The following is a 22,086-nucleotide window of genomic DNA, read 5'->3' on the forward strand; positions in this document are numbered from 1 at the left end:
GACCTACAGCATGTCGCGGAGCCGGAACCAGGCCATGGTCGCGACCAGCAGGGGGGTCCGCGCCCAGCCGCCGGGAAAATCGATGTGGCGCAGGCCGTGGAACAGATCGAAACGGCTGCGATCACCGGTCACGGCCTCGGCCGCCAGACGCCCGGCCAGCGCCGTGGCAGCCAGGCCATGGCCTGAAAACCCCTGCAGCACCAGGATCTCTGGCGTCACCGCGGCGAAATGCGGCGTGCGGTCATGGGTGATGTCGACGAACCCGCCCCAGACCTCGGCGGTCGGCACATCGGCCAGATCGGGGAAGATGCCGATCATGGTCCGGCGCATCGCGGTGTCCAGGTTCAGCGGCTCCAGCGTCGAATAGCTGACCCGGCCGCCGAACAGCATCCGGCGGTCGCCGGCCAGGCGGAAATAGTTGAGCGCGAACTTGCAGTCCGACACCGCCACCCGGCCGGGCAGCAGCCGCTCGGCCAAGGCCGGATCCAGCGGCTCGGTGGCCAGTACATAGGTGCCGACCGGCATCACCTTCCAGCGCACCTCGGGGATCAGCCGGCCATTCTCGTGATTGGCGGCGGCGACCACCGCATCGGCGGTGATGCTGCCATGCGGCGTCTCCACCCGAGGCGGCGCGCCCCGGTGGAGGGCGGTGGCCGATGTCTCCTCGAAGATCCGGACTCCCGCCTCTTCGGCCACGCGCGCCAGACCGAGCGCATAGGCCAGCGGATCGAGATGGCCGGCGCCGCGGTCCAACATGCCGCCGATATAGCGCGGGCTGCCGACATGCTCGCCGATATGGGCGGCGGGGATCAGCTCCGACCGGTCATAGCCCCAGGCGCGTTCGCGGGCCAGCTCCGCTTCCAGCCCCCGCATATGGCGGGGCTTCAGCGCGGCCATCAGAACGCCCTCGGCAAAGTCACAGTCGATTTTATGACGAGAGATGCGATCGCGGACCAGGTCCAGCGCCTCGACGCTCATGCGCCACATGGTGCGGGCCTTGTCTTCCCCCACCTTGGCGATCAGCCGGTCGGTGCCGGCCGCGAAGCCGTTCAGCAGCTGGCCGCCATTGCGCCCCGAGGCCCCCCAGCCGATCCGCCGCGCCTCCACGACCGCCACACTGAGCCCGCGCTCCGCCGCCTCGATCGCCGTCGACAGCCCCGCCAGTCCGCCGCCGATGACACAGAGATCGACCCTGAGATCACCCTCCAGCGGCGGCCGCCGGCGCATGCGCCCCAGATTGTCTGCGGCATAGCGCGACCGGACATGCGGTTCGGGCGCAAGCGCCGGGACAGGGGCGGTGGTGACGTCGGCGCACATCGGGGCCAAACCTTCCTTCTGGCAGCACGAGGGCGCTCCGTTTCCGCCGGGAGGGAAAAGAACGCCCGGCGAGAGTAGCCCGGCGAAAGTATCGGGCGCACCCGCAGGCCGGTCAAGGAAGCCCCGCGGAGGGTGTCACGACGCCGGGCCGGCGGCAATCTCCAGCAGCCAGTCGCGCACCGCGATCACGTCCGGCGCCGATCGTTCCGTTTCCGGGATCAGCAGGTGATAGCCGTCCCCCGGCAATTCCGGGCCGAAGGGCGCCGTCAGCAGGCCGGCGGCAAGGTCGTCGGCGACCAGGGTCAGGCTGGCGATCAGCGCCCCATGGCCGGCGATCGCCGCCTGGATGGCATGGGCGTCGTCGGTGAAGCTCAGCACCGCCGTGCCCGCGGGTTCCGGCCTTCCGGCGGCGCCGGCCCAGGCCCGCCAGTCGGGCACGCGTTCCTGCCGCCGCCAGTCGACCCTGAGCAGCGGCACCTTCTCAAGATCCTCGGGCGACCGCAGGCCCAGCCGCGGGCTTGCCACCACGCCGAAGCGATCGGTGATCAGGGTTTCGGCCACGAGCCCCGGGAAGGGCCCCCGGCCGTAGCGCACCGCCAGATCGGCAATGCCGGTGCCAAGCTCGACCACATCATCCGAGGCGTGCAGGCGAAGCTCGTGACCGGGGAACCGCGCCCGAAACCGGCCGAGCGCCGGGATAAGCCGCTTCGCAGTGAACAGGCCGAGTGCGGTCAGTGTCACCGCCCGCCGCGGCGCCGGGGGGCGAAGCGCCGCCACCGCCGCCGCCATGGCGTCGAAGCCGTCGCGCAGCACCGGAAACAGCCGGTCGCCGGCGGGGGTGGTCACCACCTGCCGCACCCGCCGTTCGAACAGGGGCAGGCCCAGCGTCTCTTCCAGCAGGCGGATCTGATGGCTGACGGCGGTGGGGGTGACACCAAGCTCGGCCGCGGCCAGCCGGAAGCTCTGATGGCGGGCCGCCGCCTCGAAGGTCTTGAGCGCCTGGAGCGGCGGCAGCCTGCGGGAAGGGATCATGGATGAACTGATCTTCATTATCGGCTGAGGGATACGATTTTGTCAGCCGCCGGAATTCAGGGCAATTCTCATGTCATCCACACTCCACGGATGAAGGAGATGCATCATGATCCGGCTGCTGCAGATCGATGCCAGCGCCCGCCCCGGCCGCTCGGGCACAGATCCCCATGGCTCTCACACCCGCCGGCTGACCGCGCGTTTCGCAGATCGGTGGCGGCAGCATCGCCCCGACGACGAGATCATCTGCCGCGATGTCGGTCTCGCGCCGCCGGCCCCCGTCGACGCCGACTGGGTCAGGGCTGCCTTCACCCGGCCCGAGGCGCGCGACGACGCCATGCAGGCAAGGCTTGCCGAAAGCGACCGGTTGACGGCGGAACTCCTTGCCGCCGACATCGTGGTGTTCGGGGCGCCGATGTACAATTTCGGCCTGCCGTCAGCGCTCAAGGCCTGGATCGACAATATCGTGCGGGTCGGTGTCACCTTCGGCTTCGACCGCGCCCGCGGCGACGCGCCTTATTGGCCGATGCTGCCGGCGGGCAGGCGGGCGGTGGTCCTGACGGCACGCGGCGACCTGGGATATGGGCCGGGCGGCATTCAGGCCCATAACGAGCTGGTGGTGCCCGGGCTCGCCGCCCCGTTGCGCTATATCGGCATGGGCGCGGTGGATGTGGTGGCGATCGAGGGCGACGAATTCGGCGACGACCGCCTTGCGGCTTCGATCGCCGCGGCAGAGGCGGCAGTGGACCGCCTGGTCGACCGCCTCACCGTCGGCGGCGCAGCCAGATGACGAGACCTGTGACATAGAACACCGGCAGGGCGAGCCCGGCCAGAAAGGCCACCACCTGCCCGGGCCATCCCAGCATCAGCCGGCCGTGCAGCGCGTTCATGACCCCGTGCAGATCCGGACCGTGGGACATCGCTTTCACGGTGCCGCAGCCCGGGTCGACCATGAGCCTGCCGGTGGTCGTCGTGACCATCCAGCCCGGCCCGGCTGCCATCACTCCCAGAAAGCCACCGCTTTGCGATGCGGCGAGCCCCAGGCGCACCGCGGTGGCGGCATCCGGCACGGCCACGCAGGCATCGTCCGGCACTGGTGGGGCCGCAGCGGCGGGCGGCAGACCACGCCGCGCGCCGCCAATCAGATCGGGGCGCGCAAGCAGTGTGCCGGTCACCGCCACCACCGCCAGCGGCAGCAGCAGCCAGATGCCTGCGGTCACGTGCAGCACCCTGATCTGCCGATGCCAGGGCCCGGCGAGCGACGGCAGCAGCCTGCGGCGCCAGGCACCCGGCCGCCGCCCGCCTTCCGGTCGCCGTGGCCACCAGAGGCAGGCCCCCGTCGCAAGCGACAGGCAGAGCACCACCCCGACCACCGCCACCAGCCCGGCGCCGATCGGGCCGCCAGCCAACGCCCGATGCAGATCCAGCACCTGCGCGAAGGCGAGATCCCCGAACGGACGGATGCCGAGCAGGTCGCCGCGCGCGGGATCGAAGGTCGCGACAAGAAAGCGCGGACCGCCATCGCCGGCCGGTTCGGTCAACAGGGCAAGCACGGTGGCGACCGGCATCGGCCCGCTGCCGGGGGCCGTGACAGACAGCAGACGGCGCGGCCCGGTTGCGATCGCCTGGGCCGCCTGCACCTGAAGATCGGGCGGCAGGGGCGCCGCGGCAGGATCGACCGGTCTTGCCATCGCCCCCAGTTCCAGGCGGAGCCACGGCTCCTTCACCACCAGGGCGGCACCGGTCACCCCCAGCAGGGCCGCCACCGCTCCGATGGTCAGCCCCAGCCAGAGATGCAGCTGCAGCCAGATCTTCCGCCAGGATGGCCGGACAGGGCGGGGCATCACGGCGCCTCCCTGAGCCCGGCCTCGGCCAGGCGCAGCGCCGCCGACCGCCGGGCATGCAGCACGGCCGCGACGGCGAGACCGGCCGCAACGGCCACCGCCAGGAAGGCACCGCCATAGCCTGCGGCGGCGGCAAAGGCGGTGACCGCCGACGAGGTGCCGATTTCTCCCAGATCCCGGGTGCTCTGCACCGAGGTCATGTCGGTCCCGGCCTGGCCGGCGGCAGCGGCGAAGCGCATGGCCAGGGCCATGGCCGCGACCGAGGCCGCCCCGGCCCCGAAGGCGCCGAGCGCGGCGGCGAGAACAGGCAGTGACAGAGGCACCGGGGCGGGCGTGAGAGGCAAAAGACCCGCCGCCTGCGCTGCCCAGATCAGCGCCGCCAGCCCTGATGCCCCAAGTCCGGCGAACAGCGCCCGCCAGGCGCCGAGACGCGCCACCATCCAGGCCCCGCCACCACAGCCCAGCAGAATGGTGACGGCACCGGCCGCGATGCCGAGCCGGCCGACCGCCGCGATCGTCCAGCCGGCATCGATCAGGAACAGCTTCCAGAGGCCGAAGCCGGCGCTGGCTGTGACGGCGGAAAGCAAGGCCACCGCCAGCAGGGGCAGTGCGCCGGGCCGGGTGGCGAAGGCTTTGAGGCTGGCCCGGCTGCGCGGCGCGTCGCCATGCTGCAGGGCCGGCCCCTCGCGCCAGAGCAGGGCCAGCACCAGCCCTGCCGCAACCACCCCCGCCACCACCAGCAGCGCGCCGGTCAGGCCGATCAGGCCGGCCAGCACCAGCGTGCCGGAGCCGCCGAAGAAGAAGCCGATCATGGTCCCGGCCACCTGAATGCCGTTGGCTCGGGCCAGATCGCGGCCGTGGAAGTGTTCGGCCGCAAGCCCGTCGGTGGCGGTGTCCTGGGTGGCGCCGGCAAGCGAGGCAAGCGCGAAACCCGCCACCAGCCAGCCCGAGACGGTCTCGGACACCCCCGTCGCCACCACGGCCAGCAGGGTTGCCAGCACCAGCGACTGCATCGGCAGCACCCAGCTCCGCCGACGGCCGAGGCGCGGCGACCACCGGTCGTCGACCAGCGGCGCCCAGAGGAATTTGAGCACCCAGGGCAGCCCGACCAGCGGCAGGAAGGCGAGCCTGTCAAGGGCCGCCCCCTGCTGGCGCAGCAAGCCCGGCAGCGCCTCCATCGCCAGGCCCAGCGGAATGCCCTGGGTCATGTAGAGGACGGCGATCATCAGGAAGGCGAAGGGACGACCGGTTCCGAGGGTCATGGCGTCACCAGCTGTAGCGCAGGCTGGCCACGACCGTGCGCTCATAGCCCAGGCTGCAATTGGCCTCGGACGAGCAGCCGGCGACGTAATAGCGGTCGAAGAGATTGCTGGCGTTCACCGCCACCCGCCAGTCGCCCAGCTGATAGCGCACCCCAAGATCGACGAGCGTGACATCGGGCACGGTGAAGCTGTTGCGGGCATCGCCGGCACTTTCGCCCACATAGCGGACACCGGCCCCCAGCCCCAGCCCGGCCAGCGGCCCGGACCGCACCGTGTAATCGCCCCAGAGCGAGGCCATCTGATCGGGGATGCCGGTCGGCTTCCTGTGCAGATCGGCGCCCAGGCTGCGGGTCACCTCGGGATCCTGCCAGGTATAGGCGCCGATCAGGCTGACGCCTCCGCCCAGTTCGGCCACCGCCTGAAACTCGATACCGCGGCTCCAGATCTCGCCGGTCTGATAGCGGGCCGCCGGGTTGGTGGGGCTTGCGGTGACGACATTGGTCTGGGTGAGATCGAACCAGGCCAGGGTGAAAAAGCTGTCGAAACCGTCGGGCTGGAATTTGGCCCCGACTTCCAGCTGCTCCGCCTCCGACGGCCGGAACGCCCGGCCATCGACATCCGTGCCCGAGACCGGTGAGAACGAGGTCGACCACGAGACATAGGGGGTCAGGCCCGCCTCGAAGGCCCAGGCCGCCCCCGCCCGCCAGGTGAAGGCATCATCGGACCGGCTGGTGCGGGCGTCGTTGTCCATATGGTCGGTGACCCGGCTGCGGGCCCAGTCCTGCCGGCCACCCAGGCTCAGCACCAGCCCCTGGGGCAGGCGGATCTGCTGGTGGGTATAGACGCCGATCTGGTCGATCCGGGTGGTGTTGTCCGAAACCTTGAGCGACGGGTTGGCGATCGCCTGACCATAGACCGGGTCATAGAGGTCGATCGGCGTTGCCGCACCCATGAACTGGTAGAAATCCTCGGCGTTGTAGCGGTAGTCCAGGCCGAAGAGCGAGGTGACGGACGCCGGCCCCGCCTGCCAGTCCGCCTGGAGCTGGGTATCGGTGTTGAAGAGATCCGCATCGACACCGAAGCGATAGGCACCCCGGTTGACCATGGTGCCGTCGGTCGCAAGCGGGGTGTAGGCGTAGACATTGGCCTGATCGAAATCGAGCCGGTCATAGCGGGTGTTCTGACGCAGCTGCCAGCGGTCGTCGAAACGATGCTCGAAAGCCCAGCCGAAAGCGGTCTGGGTGCGGTCGAATTCGTTGAGCGATGGATCGCCGGAATAGCGATTCATCGGGATCCGGCCATGGGTGTTGGGCAGCACCGTGCCCGAGGCGGGCAGCGGGCCCGGAGTCCCCGCCTCGTCCTGCTGACGGCTGGCGAGCAAAGTGAGGCTGGTATCCTCGCCAAGTGACAGGGTCAGCGCCGGGGCGACATAGATCCGGTCGTCGCGGTTATGGTCGATCTGGGTATCGGCATCGCGGGCAAGGGCCGTCAGCCGGAACAGGGCGCGGCCGTCATCCACCAGCCGCCCGCTCAGATCCACGGCCGCCTGCAGCCGATCGTGGCTCCCGCCCGAGATTTCCACCATGTGCAGCGGATCGGCGGTCGGGCGCTTGGTGATCGCATTGATCAGCCCGCCCGGTGCCGCCTGACCATAGAGCACCGAGGCCGGGCCGCGCAGCACCTCGATCCGCTCCAGGCCGAAGGGCTCGATCCGGGTGGTCATCTGGTTCGACATCTGCCGGAGCCCGTCGCGATAGAGGCCGAGCGTGGTGGCATTGAAGCCGCGGATGGTGAGCTGGTCGTATCGATTGTCGGCATTGGCGAGGCCGGTGACGATACCCGGCGTGTAGCGCAGTGCCTCCCCCAGGCTCTGGGCCTGCTGCATTTCCATCTGCTCGCGGGTCACCACCGATACCGATTGCGGCGTTTCGGACAGCGGGGCATCGGTCTTGGTGCCGATGGTCGCGGTCTGGGCGACCACACCGCCGGCCGGCCTCCACGACGCGGGGCGCGTCTCCTGCACCTGAAGGGCGGGCAGGGTCTCGGCATCCTCTGCATCGGCGGCAAAAACCGGCGAGACCTGGGAGAGCAGCCCGGCAGCAATCAGGAGCGTGGGCGACAGCCGGGCGGAGCCGGAACGGGAGAGCGGCATGAGTGAGGCCTCTGATATCGGCAGGAACGGAGACGGACGGCGCGCGTCATGTTGCGAATGAATCGCATCTACGGCCGGTCTCCGAAATGCCGGAGGCCTACGATGGCAGGAGTCAGATCTCCGCGGACGGGCGGCGGGACCGGGTCAGCGCAACCGCCCGGGAGAGATGCCGAAGCGGCGACGGAAGGCGGTGGACAGATGATTGGGGCTGTAGCCGACCCGATAGGCGGCCTCGGCGACCCCCATCTCGCCGGTCGATATCAGGCGATAGGCCAGCTGCAACCGTTCCTCGGCGACGAAATCGGCGATGCTGGTGCCGAACTGGCGACGGAAGCCGTCGGTCAGCTTGCGCACATTCATTCCCACCCGCCTTGCCAGCACCGGCAGCGTCGGCGCATCGGCCGGCGCGGTCTTCAGGATGTGATATGCCTCTCGCAGCCGTTCCAGATCGCGGCTGGTCAGGCGCGCGCCCCGGCCGTCGGTCTCAAGGAAGCCGGCTGCAACCGTCGCGACCAGTTCCAGCCCTTTGGCCGCCCGCCAGGCCCGGCCGATACCGCCCGAGAACGGGCAGGTCGCGATCTGCAGAGCCAAAGCGCAGGCCGTCCGCCCGGCCCGGGCCTGGTGAATGCCCGGTGCGCCGGATCCGGCGCCCAGCCGCTCCGCATCGCTGCCGAGCAGATCATCGCGAGAGGCGGGATCGAGGGCGATGGTCACGTAGCGCACACCATCCTGCGCCGTCATGCCGTGGCGGGTCTCGAAGGCCCGTTCGGCCACCAGCAGGCAGATCGCCGGCCCGGCGATGTCGAGATCCCTGCCGCCGTCGACCGTCAGGCCGAAACGACCGCTCATGACAAGACCCAGCTTCAGACCGGGCAGCACCGTCTCTGTCGGCAAGGCCGACGGATCAGCGCGGAAGACACCATCCGCAACCGCGATGCTGAACGAGGAGACCGACATGCGCACACCTCCAGCCCCCGTCGACGGGGCAGGACAGGAATCACTTGCCGCGACCCTAGCATTTATTGAGAATCAATCGCAACAGAGCCCGACCCGGCAGCTGCGGCGATTTGCGCGGGTCTGGCGGCTTGAAACTCGCGCAGGTCCTGCCAGGATCGGCCCGGTAGTTCCATGACAGAAGGCAGTCGACAATGGCCGTGACCCGCCGCGAACTCCTGCTCGGCAGCGCCGCCGGCCTCGCCATCGCCGCCGGCACCAGCCTGATCACCCGCCGGGGCATGGCTGCCGCCGACCTGACCCTGCCGGTGGGCGGGCTCGACCATCCGATCGTGCCGGGCACGGTCACCCGCGACATGATGAGCTTCGCCACCGATGGCCCGCCGCCGGTGCTGCGCATGCGCCGCGGCCGGCCGTTCACCGTCGATGTGGTCAACAACCTGGCCGAGACGACCGTGGTCCACTGGCATGGCCTGCGGATCGACAACGCCATGGACGGCGTGCCCTATCTGACCCAGGCCCCGATCGATCCGGGGCAGAGCTTCCGCTACACCCTGACGCCGCCGGATGCCGGCACCTTCTGGTACCATCCCCATTGCAACACGCTGGAACAGATGGGCCGCGGCCTGACCGGGCTGCTGGTGGTGGAAGAGGACGAAGATCCCGGCTTCGACCGGGATCTGCCGCTCAACATCCGTGATTTCCGCCTGGGTCAGGACGGCCAGTTCATCGAATTCTTCCGCGCCCGTGCCGCCGCCCGTGGCGGCACGCTGGGCACGGTGTCGACCGTGAACTGGCAGGTGGAGCCGGTCTACGATCTGCCGGCGGGCGGGCTGATCCGCCTCAGGCTGGCGGTCACCGACGTCACCCGGGTCGGCCTCTACGAGGTGACCGGCGGCGAGGCGCAGGTGATCGCCCTCGATTCCAACCCCCTGCCCCGGCCGCTGCCGCCCCGGGGCGTGCTGCTGGCCCCCGGACAGCGGGCCGATATCGCGCTGCGCATGCCCGACAGTGCGGACGAGATCGTCACCCTGGCCCTGCGCCTGCCCCAGGGGCCCCAGCCCATCGCCCGCTTCCGGCCGGCCGGCAAGAGCGCCCGGCGCAGCCTGATGGAGCTGAAGCCGCTGGTGGCGAACCCGGTTGCGGAGCCCGATCCTGCCCGGGCGGAGATCCTGGAATTCGTCTTCGGCTGGTCGCCCGGCGGCAAGCCGCCGGTCGCCAGCATCTGCGGCACGCTGGGCTACACTTTCTGGTCGATCAACCGCATCGCCTGGGAAGGCGACACCCCCGACCCGATGGCGCCGCTCGCGGTTCTGAAACAGGGGAAGCCCTATGTGCTGCGGCTGCGGAACGAATCGCCCAACGACCATCCGATCCACCTTCACGGGCTGACCTTCCGGCTGCTGCGGTCGGACAAGCGCGAGATCCTGCCGCTGCTCACCGACACCGCCCTGCTGCAATCGGGCGAGACCATGGACGTGGCCCTGGTCGCCGACAATCCCGGCGACTGGGCCTTCCACTGCCACGTCATCGAACATCAGAAGACCGGGCTGACCGGCTATCTGCGCGTCGAGGCCTGAGGTCAGCCGCCCGCCAGTTCCACCCCCACCCCGGCCACGGCGAGCAGGGCCGTGATCGCGGGCGGCGGCGGGGTATCGGTCACCACCAGGTCGACCTCGGTGATCACCGCCAGCGAGACCAGACCACGGCGGAAGAACTTGCTGCCGTCGACCGCCAGGATGGTGCGCTTCGCCTGCTGCATCGCCGCGCGCACCGCCTGCACCTCGCCATGATCGTCATCGCCCATGATGCCGTGCTCGTCGATGCCGCTGACCGAGATCACCGCGGTGTCGAAGCGGAAGGCGCCGATGAAATCGACGGTCTCGTGGCTGAAGACGCCGGCATCGACATGGCGGACGAACCCGCCCGGAACCGCGACGGTGGCGCTTTCCACCTCGCTCAACAGGGCTGCGCTGCGCAGGCTGTAGGTCACGACCCGCAGGTTCTGCCGCCCGGTCAACGCCTGCGCCACCGCTTCGCAGGTGGTGCCGGTATCGAGGAAGACCGCCGATCCGTCCCCGACCAGCTCTGCCACCCGCGCACCGATCCGCGCCTTGCCGTCGGCATTCTCGACCCGGCGCTGACGATAGGTCGGCGGGTCTATGGGCGGCGCCGCAAGCGTGCCGCCGCCGTGGAGCCGGCGGACCAGCCCCGCCTCTTCCAGATCGATGAGATCGCGGCGCGCCGTCTGGGTGGTCACCCCGAAGCGGGTCGAAATCTCGTCGAGCGAGATGAAGCGATGTTGCTGAAGATGCGCGACGAGCTGCGCCTGCCGTCGGCTCTTCTTGTCCGTGTCGTCCATTCGTCCCCCGAAACCGGATGAGGTCTCGCGTCGATGAGACCTCACTATATACGCGGACGGGGAGGGGGTGTCCCCCTCCCCGTCCGTTCTGACGACGGTGGCTGCGATCAGAACTGAATGCGCAGCTTCGCCGTGACCGAGTGGTCGGTGACGTCGCTGCCGAACTGGCCGCCATAGCCGACCGACAGGGCGGTGTCGTCGGTGAGCCCGACCTCGAGACCGGTGCGCAGGACGGCGGTGTTCTCCGCAATCGCGGCACCGGTCACGCCGAAGCCCGAGCCGCCGGCGGCGAAGCGCAGATCCGCATCGGGGTCGACATCGCCGAAGGCATGACGCCAGCCCAGTTCCGCCCGGAAGGCCGCCGGGGTCTCACCCAGGCCGAATTCCTGCACGGTGCGCAGGCCGAGGGTCGTGAAGGTGGTGCGCATGTCGACGCCATCGCCCGCGAGGGCCGCAGCACCGCCGGTCTCGGTGAAGTCGTCGCCCGACAGGCTGATATGGGCCACGCCGGCGAAGGGCTCGAAGGCGCCATGGCTGGTATCGAAGCGATAGTTCACCTCGCCGAAGACCTGGGCGGCATTGACGTCGTAATCCGCGGTCAGGGTTTCGGTGGTGCCGGCATAGGCGACATGGCGGGTGGTCTCGGCGTCGTTCAGGCTGTAGGCCGCACCCAGATGCGCGCCGAAGCCGCCCATGCGGGTCGCGGCATAAAGACCGACATGATAGCTGTCGGCATCGAGCTTGCTCCCCGTGCCGTCCTGCTTGACCGAAGCCTGACCGAAGCCGGCGAAGGCACCGATCCGCCAGTTTTCGCCGACCGCGGCATCCAGGCCGAACAGCGTGCCCGAGGTGTTGCGGTCGATCGAGGTGACGTCGTCGCCATCGTTCGAGCCCCAGGCGCCATAGGCCTGCAGCCACATCCGCCCGGCACCGAAGGCCGCGGAAGCCGGGGCCTCGATGCCGGCGCTGAGCGCGCCCTGGGCGGCGACCACGTCGCCGACCGCCATCGCACCCTGCATCAGCGCACCGGCCGCCGAGGCATGCAGCTCGCCCGACAGGCTGTCGAAGGCGGCACTCGCCGTCCCGGTGTCGGTCAGCACCACCGCATCATAGACGGCATTGCCCATGGCAAGGCTTTCGACCGCGGCAGCCGTGGCGCGCTGATTGGCCGTGCCGGCCACGCTCCTGAACGAGGTGTCGTTGCGCTCCAGGCGGAGCGTGACGTCCTTCGCCCCATAGCTGAGCGTCGGGTCGAGGAAGGCCAGAGAGCTGGTCACGGTGCCGAAGCTGCCGGTCACGCCCTCTTCCGCGGTCAGGATGGTGTAGTCGGTCAGCGGCGCATAATTGCCGCCCGCCGCCATCGCCAGCACCGAGCCCGCAAGGGAGGCGCTGCCGGTGACGTCGACCCGGTCGGCCTTGCCGTCGGCATCCACCTCGACCTCGTAAACCGAGCCCTCGGCCATGGTCAGGTCGCCTGCGACCTTCAGCGTGCCGATCGACCGGCCCGGCGCCAGACGGCCACCCGAGGCAAGGGTCAGATTGCCGACGGTGCCGGTCCCGCCCAGAACGGCGCCGTCCTGAACCGTCGTCAGGGTCGAGCCCGCCAGCGAGCCGTCGACATTCAGCCGACCGGCCGCAACCGTGGTGGTACCGGTGAAGCTGTTCGCGGCCGTCAGCGTCAGCGTGCCGGCGCCGGTCTTGGCAAAGGCACCCGTGCCGCTGAACACGCCCGAGGCGGTGACCGCCGCATCGGCATCCGCCACCTCGATGAAGCCGCCGCCGGCCTCGACCGAAACATTGCGGGCCAGCGTCGCCATCTTTGTGCCGGCAATCCGCAGCCCGCCATTGTCGAGCCGGAGCTGCGCCGTGGCGTTGCCGAGTGCCGCGTCCTCGTCCACGATCACCGTGCCACCATCGGTCACCAGGGTCTCGCCGATGAAGGAATGGTCGTCGATGCAGTATTCCTGGATGGCAGCCTGGAAGCGCGGATCGTCGCTGGCGCAGTCGAGCAGGGTCTTCTTCTCAGTCTCGGTCAGGCCCGCCAGAACCGGCATGCCGTTCTCGTCCGAGATCTGGCCCAGATAGAGATCGGTCCGCATGTTGTTGCGGGTGAGGTAGAAGACCTTGCCCTTCTCCTCGAAGACCGCGGCAGCGCCACCCCAGACCAGCCGGGTCGCCTCGGCCTCGTCTGCGGTGCCGGCGCCGGTGGTATAGGTTTCGAGCGCCGGGCCGACCCATTTGACCACATGGGCCACGGGCTCGTGGTCGGAGAGCGGCGTGGTGCCGTCATTGGCATAGCCGGTGTCGTCGAGCACGCCGGTATAGGCGTCATCGGCGGCATCGGCCAGGACCTGCCACTTGCCGAAGGGGCGCGAGGCCATGAAATGGTCGATCGTCACCCGGTCCCAGCTGGTCCAGGTGTTGGTGTGATCCTCACCCGCCGACGGCCAGGTGGTGCTGCCGTCCGCCAGGTCATGGGGCGCGTAGGTCTCGCGCTCGCTTTCCTTCTGCAGCAGGATGTACTGCTTCTTCAGGATGTTCATGGTCTGCGGCGTGTTGCCGGCAACCGGATAGGTCTCGTCCTCGAAGGTCAGGCCCTTCTCGGCCATGTCCTTGGCGACGATCTGTTCCCATTGCCGCCAGCTCATGCTGGAAATGCTGTCGATCCCGGGGAATTCGTCGCGATGGGTGTCGAAATAGCCCTGGATGACATTGCGGTAATGGGCGCTGCCATTGCCGTCCACCGCCTGCATGGCGGCAACATAGGCCTCGAAATCGGCCTCGCGGCCCTCGGGCGTGTACTGCTGGGCCAGCTGTCGCCAGAGCTCCGAACTGCCGCCGTCGATGATCGTGCGGGCAAAGAGATAGGACTGCTGTTCGGCACGATGCAGGCCACGCTCCGACAGGTCGCCGGCATTGAAGTCGCCGGTGATGATGATCGGCTTGCCCTGGGCCCGGGCCCAGTCGTTCAGCGCCTTGGCCTCGTCGATACGATAGGTCGGCTCGTCGTAATAGTTCAGATGCACCGTGCCGACGATGGTCTCGGGCGTCCGGTTCTGCGCCTCGACCGTCTGATACGAGATCCGCACGCCGTTCTCATAGGCGCCATGATCGCCGGCGAGCCGGGAGGCGAGACCGACATCCCCGATCTGGCCGGTGGTGTAGGTGCCGAGCCCTTCGCTCTCCAGCAGCGGCGGAATGGTCGCGAGGTAGGTCGTGCCGCCGCGCAGCTCCTGGAAGGTCAGGATGTCGTAATTGCCGTTGACCAGGAATTCCGACATCGCCGCCGCCGGGTTCGGCTTGAAGCGGTCACCCCAGGTGTTGAGCGACAGAATGCGCAGCTCGCCGTCCTCCGCATGGACCGGCGTATGCAGAAGCGGCAGGATCGCCACCGTGGACAGAAGCAGCATCTGCAAGCGCCGGCGGGGCGGCCTTGCGCGAAGGTCGGAGCGGGTCATCTCATCTTTCCTCACATGCGGCGCCGGAGGGGAGGCCGAAGCCGGCGCCGAATGTAAGGATAGCGACTCTTAATGTATGAAAGATGACATTCTGGACGATCAGGCGACTCTCATACTCCCATACCCTTGTATCGCCTCCGGAACATCGGATCAGGCTGCCGGGCGCCGGCGGCTCCGGCGCCGCCTCGCCGCCAGATGCATCAGAAGCACCAGGGCCAGAAGTCCCAGCCCGGCAAGTTCGCTCATCCGATCCGGGGTCATGATCAGCAGCCCGGCCACGAAGCCGGCCATCCGCTCCGGACCGCTGATCCTGCCAAGCCCGTAGGCATAGCCCTCCAGGGCCGAAGCGAGGACGATGATCGCCGCGGCCGCGGTCGCGATCGAGGGCAGCACCGCCGACGGCGGTCCGTCCAGCAGCAGGGCCGGCTCCAGTACGAACATGAAGGGCAGGATGAAGAGCACCGCGCCCAGCTTCATCGACATCACCCCGGTCTTCAGGGCCTGCGCCCCCGAAATCTGTGCGGCGGTGATCGAGGCGAGCGCCACGGGTGGGGTGATGTAGGACAGCATGCCCCAATAGAGGATGAACAGATGCACCCCCACCGGCGGCAGCCCCAGCTCGACCAGAGCCGGCGCCAGCACGGTGGCGAGGAAGATGTAGCAGGCGCTGACCGTCATCCCCATGCCGAGCACAAAACTGGTTGCAGCTCCCAGGATCAGCAGCAGGACGACGTTCCCGTCGCCATAGAGGATCAGCTCCCGCGAAAAGGCGCTGCCGACACCGGTGATGGCGAGCGACCCCACCACCAGGCCGATGCCGCAGAGGGTGGCGACGAGATAGGCGATATTGCCGGTCAGTTCGCGCAGCAGCGCCAATGCCCGGGCCAGACCCGGCAGGCGACGATGGCGGATGAATGCGAGCACGAGCATGAGCGCCGTGGCGTAATAGGCGGCACGGGCCGGCGACACGGTGAACAGCAGCACGACCAGGGCCGCCAGCGACAGGATATGCGGCCAGCCATCCGCCAGGATCCCGCCGAGCGGCCTCAGACCGTCGAGGCTCCCCGCCTGAAGCCCGTGACGTGCGGCGTGGAGATCGACCTGAAACAGCAGGATCATGTAGTAGAGCACCGACGGCACCAGGGCCGCGAGCATGATGGTGGTGTAGGCGGTATCCAGGAACGAGGCCATGATGAAGGCCACCGCTCCCATCACCGGCGGCATCAGCGTGCCGCCGGTCGACGCACAGGCCTCGACGGCCGCCGCATAATGCGGGGCATATCCGGCCCGCATCATGGTGGGGATGGTCAGCCGGCCGGTGGTCAGCACGTTCGAAATCACGCTGCCGGACAAAGACCCGAACAGCGCGCTCGAAATCACCGAGACCTTGGCCGGCCCGCCGCGGCTGCGCCCCATCAGCGCCAGCGACAGATCCATGAAGAACCGGCCGCCGCCCAGGCCGCTCAGGATGCAGCCGAAGATGATGAAGCCGACCAGCGTGTCGGCGACGACCCTGAGCGGAATGCCGATGATGCTTTCGGTGCCCATGGCATGTTCGGCTGCGGTCTCCACAAGGCTGAGCGACGGCCCCCAGAGGAAGCCGGGCATCATGTCGGCGAACAGCGGATAGACCGCAAAGACGGCGCAGATCACGAGAAGGAGCGGCCCGCCGAACCGGCGCACGGCTTCGAGCGACAGCAGCACCAGCGCCCCCGATACGATACTGGCCGGCAGGGGGGCGACGACGGCCCAGCCCTCGGTGATGATCGCTTCGGCATTCCAGGCCAGGAAGCCGCCACAGATCAGCGCCATCGCCGCAAGCGCCAGGTCCAGCCACATCGTCGCGGTCCGGTGGGGACGCCCGGGCCCGGCCAGAAAGGCCGCCGTCAGGAAAAGGCCGATCAGGACGTAATAGTAGCGGGTGGCCAGAAGCGGGAAGAGACCGAACAGGTGGATGTTGAAGGTCTGGAGCAGGATGACCACAAGGCCGGTCAGCCCCACGGCCGCAAGCATCCCGCTGATGAAACCGGGCAGGCGCCCGGCCGTCCCGGCCGCGGGCGAAGGAATGTCGGTGACGGACATGTCAGAGACTCCGGCAGGATCCAGGGCGGGCCCGCCGGCGACAGATCCGGCGGGCCGTGACGGTCACTGGCCGATCGCGCGGCGCTTTTCCGTCCAGAAGGCGCTCCAGTCCTGATCCGACATCCCCTTGTCCATCGCCTCCTCGCTGGCGGTCTGCCAGGCCTTTTCCACCGCCTGCAGGCGCGCCAGCCGCTGGTCGTTCCAGGCCTGATCCGCCTCGGTCCAGACACCGATGTCTTTCAGGTAGCGCACCGCACCGGGGTGAAACGGCGCATCGGCAGGCGTGGTGCCGGCCTCGCCCAGTTTCCAGTGCGGCATCGCCGGCGTCGCCTTGGCATACAGACCATAGGTCTCGTCCAGCGCCTTGGTGAAGGCATAGACCTCCTGGTCGTCGGTATCGGCATAGACCGTGATCATCGGATAGCGCACCGAGAAGATCTGCGCCGGATGCTCGGGAGAGATGCCGGCCCCCTGTGTCGCCATGGCGGGGGCGAAGAAGCTTGCGACCGACCTGATCGCCGCCCAGCCGCGGTCATTGTCCGGCGGCATGGGCACCCAGCTCAGGCCGCGCGGAGAACTCTCCAGCTCATAGAGCGTGGCGGCCGTGGGCGTCGATCCGGCGGCATCGACATCGCCATCGACCAGCGCCCGCAACGCCGCACCGTAGGACGGCATGTCCACCACCTGCACGTCATCCCAGGTCAATCCGCCGAAGGCCATGATGGCCTCGACCTTGATGTTGATCGACGGATTGGCCTTGATCCGGGGCACGCGCTTGCCGCGCAGATCTTCAATCGTCGCGATGCCGGCATCGGCGGCGGCGGCAAGTCCGAAGGTCGACGGCCGACCGGCCACGACACGCAGATCCTGCGGGCCCCATTCGCGGGCCGCGAAATCGTAGAGGCCCTCGGTGGCGAAGTAGAGTTCATTGGCCAGCCAGCCATATTGGGCACGCCGGGTTTTCAGGGGCAGCAGCCGGCCGATCGAGGTGCCGGACGGCGTGATGCGCACGCGCACCCCCGTCTCCCGCCCCATGGCATCGGCGATCGCAGAGGCCTCAGCATAGCCGCTGGATCCCACATCATAGGTCGCCCAGACCATGGTACGCGGCAGGGCATCGTCTGCAGCATGGACGGGCGCCGCGCCCGACCCGCAGGCAAACCCTGCCAGCAGGCCGATGACCGGAAGCATCTTCCTCATGATTTCCTCCCCATATCCTTATTGTCGTTCAGGTCTTTGTCATCCTGGGCGCGCCCTTGTTCCCCGGCGTCGCCTGCCGTCAGGTCCGGCGTCTGGTGGGGGTCACCTCCGATGTTTCGAGCGCCGTCACCTCGTCGTCCGAGAACCCGTGCTGGCGCAGAATGTCGGCCGTGTGCTCGGCAAAACCCGGCGGTCTCAGACGGTAGCCGGGGGGCGAGCGGCGGGGCCGCACCGGCGCACCCAGCCCCCGATAGCCGTCGATCTCGATCGTCATGCCCCGATGGACGGTGTGGGGATGACGCAGGCTTTGGGCGACATCCAGGACCGGACCGGCCGGCACCCCCTGATGGAGCAGGCGGTCGGCCAGTTCCACGCCGTCATGAGCGGCGAGCGCCGCTTCCAGCGCCCCCCGCAGCGCATCCCGGTGGATCACACGGTCCCTGTTCGATCGGAAGCGGCTGTCCTTCGCAAGATCGGGCGCCCCGACAGCCGCGCAGAGGCGCGCGAACTGGCGGTCATTGCCGACCGCCAGATAGATCGGGCAGCTGCCTGTCCGGTAGGTCGAATAGGGTGCGATATTGGGATGATCATTGCCGGTCCGCTGTGGCAGGGCACCGGACAGCATGTGGTTGGCGGCATGCGGGTGCAAAAGCGAGATCGCCGAGTCGAACAGCGTGGCATCGACGAACTGGCCCCGCCCGCTCTGGTGGCGCGCCTGGAGGGCCAGAAGCACGCCGATCACCGCATTCAGGCCCGTAACCATGTCCACCACCGGCAGGCCCACCCGGGTCGGGTCGCCCCCGGCCGTGCCGTTGACGCTCATGATACCGCCCATCGCCTGGAGGATGGCGTCATATCCAGGCATGCCACCAAGCGGGCCGTCGCTACCGAAGCCGCTGATGCGACACTGGATCAGCTGGGGAAAGCGGGGCGCCAGCACCGTCTCGAAATCCAGCCCCCAGCCTTCAAGCGTGCCGGGCTTGAAGTTCTCGACCAGAACATCCGCCCCTTCGAGCAGGCGAAGCAGGACATCGCGGCCCTGCTGCTGCCGCAGATCGAGCGCGATCGCGCGCTTGTTGCGGTTCAGCCCCAGAAAATACGACGCCGTCTCGTCCTGAAAAGGCGGCCCCCATTCACGGGTTTCATCCCCCGCCGGCGGCTCCACCTTGATGACATCCGCCCCATGATCCCCCAGGATCTGGGCGGCGAGCGGTCCGCCGAGAACACGGCTCAGATCAATCACCTTCAGCCCGACAAGCGCGCCGGTCGTGACCGCCGCGCTCATGGCCGGGCCTCCGCCGCCATGGCGACATCACGCAGGGCAGCATCCAGCAGCGCTTCAGCCGCCTCGTCAGACCCGGCCATCGCCAGCGGGTCCCGCGGCACCAGCTTGTGACGCACCACATGATCGGCCATCACCAGGCGGTCGCCGCCCTGGTCATTGCACAGGCTGCGAATGCGGGCGTCTTCCCAGGCCATGATCACGGCAGAGGTGGCGTTGTAGACGGCAGAGGCCGCCCGGCGGACATCCGCCTCGGCATCGCGGCTGTTGGCGACCTGATCGAGGAAACCGGCCGCCCGATGGAAAGCCTCCGCGATGGCAGAAATGCCGGCCCCGTCTCTCTCCGCCTCGTCGAGCAGTCGCTCCGCATGCCTGGTCAGGGCGGTCAGCGCGTCCTCGCGGCGGACGGCACGGGCGACATCCAAGGCGACGATGTTGCTGGTCCCCTCCCAGATGGAGCCCAGATGGGCATCGCGCAGCACCCGGGCATCCGACCATTCCTCGATATAGCCGCAGCCGCCCCGGGCCTCCATGGCATCTCCGGCGACCTTGCGGGCATCGCGGCAGGCGCGAAACTTGATCAGCGGCGTCAGGATCCGCAGGACAGAGGCCATATGCCGATCGCCGCCATCCGCCGCCTCGAGCACCCAGGCCGTATGGAACACCATCGAGCGCGCCTGCTCGGCGGTGACCATCATCTTCAGGATCTGCCGGCGCATCAGCGGCAGATCCTGGAGCCGCCGGCCGAACGCCACCCGGTTCCGGGCAATGAACAAGGTCTCGAAGACCGAGCGGCGCATCAGCCCGGCGGAGCGCACCCCGTTGGACAGCCGCGACATGTTGATCATGTCGGTCATCTGTCTGAAGCCCTGGCCGGGATCGCCGACGAGATGGGCAACGGCACCGTCGAGCTGAATCTCGCCGCTCGCCATCGAGCGGGTCCCGAGCTTGTCCTTCAGCCTGACGATGCGATACGCATTCCGCGCCCCGTCCGGCAGATGACGGGGCAGGAGAAACAGCGACAGCCCACCCGTGCCTGCAGCACCGCCTTCCGGACGCGCGAGCACCATGGCCAGCGCGGCATCGGGATTGGAGCAGAACCATTTGTCGCCATAGAGGCGCCACACACCGTCCTCCAGACGGGCAACGGTGTCGATCGCGCCGACATCCGACCCGGCGGCCTGCTCGGTCATGAACATCGCCCCCTGATACAGCGCGTCCATATCCTGGCTGGTCAGTCGTTCGGCATAGCGGGCCACCAGATCCGGCGCGCCGAACTTCATCAGGGTCCGGGTCAGCGCATCCGTCATGCTCAACGGGCAGCACAGCCCGAACTCCGCCTGAGCGAACAGGAAGACCAGCCCGTACTTCACCAGCGGCGGCAATCTGTCCCCCGCTCCGAAGACACCCGGGCGATGCGACATAGCCGCCAGACCGAAGGCGCCGAAAGCATGGGCCTCCATCTCCAGATAGGCAGGATGCTTCTCGATCCGCTCGTCGGGCATCCCGTTCCGGGCCCGAAGATGCAGCACCGGCGGGTTGCGGTCCGCCGCGAGCGCCAGCCGTTCAAGCCGGTCGCCGACCAGCTTCCCCATCCGTTCGAACTGCGGCAGAACCCGTGCCTGCACGGATGCGCTCAGATAGGCCCTGAGCAGGTTCTGCAGGCTCCTGTCCGCCTCGAAGACGTTGGTGCCGCGGCTGTCGGGGATGTTGCGGTGGATGGCGCTGCCCATCGGGGTCCTCCGGTTGACATCTTCTTACCGAAAGCCTCCTCGATCATTCATTCGCGTTCCAATACCATGTGCGAATAGTTCGATAGCACTATTTGAATGAGAGGTGCGGATGGCCATCACCTTCAAGCAGTTGCGCTACTTCCTGGTCCTGGCCGAGCAGCTGCATTTCGGCCGCGCCGCACAGCAGCTCAACATCTCTCAGCCGCCGCTGAGCACGAGCCTGCGACAGCTGGAAGAGACGCTGGGCTTCGCCCTGATGGAACGCAGCACCAAAGCCGTACGGCTGACGCCGGCCGGCGCCCTCTTTGCCGAACATGCCGCCCGTATCCTGGGCCAGCTGGATGCCGCCTGCGTCCTCGCCGAACAGACGGCCAAGGGGGTGGCGGGTGAGATCACCGTCGCCTTTGTCCCCTCAATGCTGTTCCGCCGGCTGCCGGCCACGCTTCAAGCCTTCCAGGAGGAACACCCCACCATCGAACTGCGCCTTCAGGAGATGAACACCGCCAGTCAGATCGAAGAGCTGATCAATCACCGCATCGATGTGGGCTTCGTGCATTCGGTGGCGCTTCCGGACGAGGTATCGGAGATCACCATCGAAACCGAACGCCTGGTCTGCTGCGTGCCCTATCAGCACCGGCTGGCATCCCGCAGCCGCATCAGCCTGCACGAGCTGGCGGGGGAACGGGTGCTGGTCTTCGCCCGCACCTTCGCAGCCCATTACCACGATCGCATCGTCGGGCTGCTGAGGGCCGCAGGCGTCGACGTCTATCCGCACTACCGGATCCAGCACTGGTTCACCGTGGTCGCCCTGGTCGCGCAGGGCATGGGCGTCTCCCTGGTTCCCCATTCGCTCAGCCGCAGCGGCTTCGACGACGTCGTCTACCTCGAAATCGAGGAGCGCCAGGCGGAGCACCGGGTCTCGCTGATCTGGCGGACATCCGGGTTGAGCAATGCCGCGCGCGCCTTCGTCGACCACGTGCGGTTGCGGACGAGCATTTATCGGTGAGAGAGGGACGTCATATGGAAAGAAGCTCGCGGGGCCCCGCCAGAGTGAAATCCGGCCCCCGCTGACCCACGTGTTCTTGACGGGGCCTGAACGCAGCAACGCCGCCCGCGGCGAATGGCCATGGGCGGCGTTTGCTTGAAACTTGGTTGCGGGGGCAGGATTTGAACCTGCGACCTTCAGGTTATGAGCCTGACGAGCTACCGGGCTGCTCCACCCCGCGTCAGGGCGTTTGTCTTGTCAGTGTGGATCGAGATGAGATCGCGCTTTGTTGTTCGAGCGTTCCATGTCCGTCCATGCGGTTGCAAGACCTGGCAGCGACCTACTCTCCCGCGTCTTAAGACGAAGTACCATTGGCGCAGGACGGTTTCACGGCCGAGTTCGGGATGGGATCGGGTGGTTCACGTC

At 68.2% G+C, this 22,086-nt stretch carries 15 protein-coding genes, 1 tRNA gene and 1 rRNA gene; 3 read left to right on the forward strand and 14 right to left on the reverse strand.

All coding sequences use genetic code 11. The features are described 5' to 3' along the window. Positions 1-3: 3 nt before the first annotated feature. Together WI697_RS24210 and WI697_RS24215 are read right to left on the reverse strand one after the other, a co-directional pair. Positions 4-1,317, reverse strand: coding sequence for an NAD(P)/FAD-dependent oxidoreductase (locus WI697_RS24210; RefSeq protein ID WP_296713929.1), 1,314 nt, complete (start codon positions 1,315-1,317; stop codon positions 4-6). A 135-nt stretch (positions 1,318-1,452) separates the two neighbouring features. Next, entirely contained in the window at positions 1,453-2,349 is an 897-nt protein-coding gene (locus WI697_RS24215; RefSeq protein ID WP_296713927.1) for a LysR substrate-binding domain-containing protein, read from the reverse strand. A 106-nt stretch (positions 2,350-2,455) separates the two neighbouring features. Here WI697_RS24215 and WI697_RS24220 point away from each other — a divergent pair, with 106 nt between their 5' ends. After that, positions 2,456-3,136: an FMN-dependent NADH-azoreductase gene (locus WI697_RS24220; protein WP_345960228.1), complete on the forward strand. Its 681-nt coding sequence runs from the start codon at positions 2,456-2,458 to the stop codon at positions 3,134-3,136. Here WI697_RS24220 and WI697_RS24225 read toward each other — a convergent pair. From WI697_RS24225 to WI697_RS24240, 4 genes are all read right to left on the reverse strand, one after another. After that, complete coding sequence (locus WI697_RS24225) at positions 3,111-4,190, reverse strand: PepSY-associated TM helix domain-containing protein (RefSeq protein WP_345960229.1); 1,080 nt, start codon at positions 4,188-4,190, stop codon at positions 3,111-3,113. The two genes, WI697_RS24220 and WI697_RS24225, sit on opposite strands and share 26 nt — an antisense overlap. Beyond that, a complete protein-coding gene (locus WI697_RS24230; RefSeq protein WP_345960230.1) occupies positions 4,190-5,452 on the reverse strand; it encodes a RhtX/FptX family siderophore transporter in 1,263 nt (420 codons plus the stop codon). Before WI697_RS24230 ends, WI697_RS24225 begins: the two co-directional genes overlap by 1 nt. Before the next feature lie 4 nt (positions 5,453-5,456). Further along, complete coding sequence (locus tag WI697_RS24235) at positions 5,457-7,604, reverse strand: TonB-dependent siderophore receptor (protein WP_345960231.1); 2,148 nt, start codon at positions 7,602-7,604, stop codon at positions 5,457-5,459. A gap of 144 nt (positions 7,605-7,748) precedes the next feature. Beyond that, complete coding sequence (locus tag WI697_RS24240; RefSeq protein ID WP_298648745.1) at positions 7,749-8,561, reverse strand: helix-turn-helix transcriptional regulator; 813 nt, start codon at positions 8,559-8,561, stop codon at positions 7,749-7,751. 191 nt (positions 8,562-8,752) lie between these two features. Between WI697_RS24240 and WI697_RS24245 the strand changes: the two genes are divergently transcribed. Continuing rightward, a complete protein-coding gene (locus WI697_RS24245) occupies positions 8,753-10,138 on the forward strand; it encodes a multicopper oxidase family protein (protein ID WP_298648749.1) in 1,386 nt (461 codons plus the stop codon). 2 nt (positions 10,139-10,140) lie between these two features. Here the strand turns inward: WI697_RS24245 and WI697_RS24250 are convergent, their stop codons facing one another. From WI697_RS24250 to WI697_RS24275, 6 genes are all read right to left on the reverse strand, one after another. Further along, on the reverse strand, positions 10,141-10,920 hold the full coding sequence (locus WI697_RS24250; protein WP_014743906.1) for a DeoR/GlpR family DNA-binding transcription regulator: 780 nt from the start codon (positions 10,918-10,920) through the stop codon (positions 10,141-10,143). Positions 10,921-11,027: 107 nt separating this feature from the next. Continuing rightward, complete coding sequence (locus tag WI697_RS24255) at positions 11,028-14,378, reverse strand: autotransporter domain-containing protein (protein ID WP_345960232.1); 3,351 nt, start codon at positions 14,376-14,378, stop codon at positions 11,028-11,030. Positions 14,379-14,528: 150 nt separating this feature from the next. Further along, positions 14,529-16,460 (reverse strand): TRAP transporter permease, encoded by a 1,932-nt coding sequence (locus WI697_RS24260; RefSeq protein WP_345960233.1) that lies wholly within the window; start codon positions 16,458-16,460, stop codon positions 14,529-14,531. 63 nt (positions 16,461-16,523) lie between these two features. After that, positions 16,524-17,660 carry a TAXI family TRAP transporter solute-binding subunit gene (locus tag WI697_RS24265; protein WP_345960234.1) on the reverse strand — a complete coding sequence of 379 codons (1,137 nt, stop codon included), beginning with the start codon at positions 17,658-17,660 and terminating at the stop codon, positions 16,524-16,526. 79 nt (positions 17,661-17,739) lie between these two features. Continuing rightward, positions 17,740-18,945, reverse strand: coding sequence for a CaiB/BaiF CoA transferase family protein (locus tag WI697_RS24270; RefSeq protein WP_062768549.1), 1,206 nt, complete (start codon positions 18,943-18,945; stop codon positions 17,740-17,742). Next, positions 18,942-20,675, reverse strand: coding sequence for an acyl-CoA dehydrogenase family protein (locus WI697_RS24275; RefSeq protein ID WP_345960235.1), 1,734 nt, complete (start codon positions 20,673-20,675; stop codon positions 18,942-18,944). Before WI697_RS24275 ends, WI697_RS24270 begins: the two co-directional genes overlap by 4 nt. 109 nt (positions 20,676-20,784) lie before the next feature. Between WI697_RS24275 and WI697_RS24280 the strand changes: the two genes are divergently transcribed. Further along, a complete protein-coding gene (locus tag WI697_RS24280; protein ID WP_062768543.1) occupies positions 20,785-21,681 on the forward strand; it encodes a LysR family transcriptional regulator in 897 nt (298 codons plus the stop codon). Between the two features lie 143 nt (positions 21,682-21,824). Here WI697_RS24280 and WI697_RS24285 read toward each other — a convergent pair. Further along, positions 21,825-21,901, reverse strand: a tRNA-Met gene (locus WI697_RS24285). Between the two features lie 86 nt (positions 21,902-21,987). Beyond that, positions 21,988-22,086, reverse strand: a 5S ribosomal RNA gene (rrf, locus tag WI697_RS24290); the annotation flags it as partial.

Source organism: Tistrella mobilis (genome assembly GCF_039634785.1).
GTDB classification, from domain to species: domain Bacteria; phylum Pseudomonadota; class Alphaproteobacteria; order Tistrellales; family Tistrellaceae; genus Tistrella; species Tistrella mobilis.

Bases quoted from the DNA above. Each gene is read 5' to 3' on its own strand.
- WI697_RS24210 (WP_296713929.1), bottom strand. From the start codon at position 1,317: ATGTGCGCCGACGTCACCACCGCCCCTGTCCCGGCGCTTGCGCCCGAA.
- WI697_RS24215 (WP_296713927.1), bottom strand. From the start codon at position 2,349: ATGATCCCTTCCCGCAGGCTGCCGCCGCTCCAGGCGCTCAAGACCTTC.
- WI697_RS24220 (WP_345960228.1), top strand. From the start codon at position 2,456: ATGATCCGGCTGCTGCAGATCGATGCCAGCGCCCGCCCCGGCCGCTCG.
- WI697_RS24225 (WP_345960229.1), bottom strand. From the start codon at position 4,190: ATGCCCCGCCCTGTCCGGCCATCCTGGCGGAAGATCTGGCTGCAGCTG.
- WI697_RS24230 (WP_345960230.1), bottom strand. From the start codon at position 5,452: ATGACCCTCGGAACCGGTCGTCCCTTCGCCTTCCTGATGATCGCCGTC.
- WI697_RS24235 (WP_345960231.1), bottom strand. From the start codon at position 7,604: ATGCCGCTCTCCCGTTCCGGCTCCGCCCGGCTGTCGCCCACGCTCCTG.
- WI697_RS24240 (WP_298648745.1), bottom strand. From the start codon at position 8,561: ATGTCGGTCTCCTCGTTCAGCATCGCGGTTGCGGATGGTGTCTTCCGC.
- WI697_RS24245 (WP_298648749.1), top strand. From the start codon at position 8,753: ATGGCCGTGACCCGCCGCGAACTCCTGCTCGGCAGCGCCGCCGGCCTC.
- WI697_RS24250 (WP_014743906.1), bottom strand. From the start codon at position 10,920: ATGGACGACACGGACAAGAAGAGCCGACGGCAGGCGCAGCTCGTCGCG.
- WI697_RS24255 (WP_345960232.1), bottom strand. From the start codon at position 14,378: ATGACCCGCTCCGACCTTCGCGCAAGGCCGCCCCGCCGGCGCTTGCAG.
- WI697_RS24260 (WP_345960233.1), bottom strand. From the start codon at position 16,460: ATGTCCGTCACCGACATTCCTTCGCCCGCGGCCGGGACGGCCGGGCGC.
- WI697_RS24265 (WP_345960234.1), bottom strand. From the start codon at position 17,660: ATGAGGAAGATGCTTCCGGTCATCGGCCTGCTGGCAGGGTTTGCCTGC.
- WI697_RS24270 (WP_062768549.1), bottom strand. From the start codon at position 18,945: ATGAGCGCGGCGGTCACGACCGGCGCGCTTGTCGGGCTGAAGGTGATT.
- WI697_RS24275 (WP_345960235.1), bottom strand. From the start codon at position 20,675: ATGGGCAGCGCCATCCACCGCAACATCCCCGACAGCCGCGGCACCAAC.
- WI697_RS24280 (WP_062768543.1), top strand. From the start codon at position 20,785: ATGGCCATCACCTTCAAGCAGTTGCGCTACTTCCTGGTCCTGGCCGAG.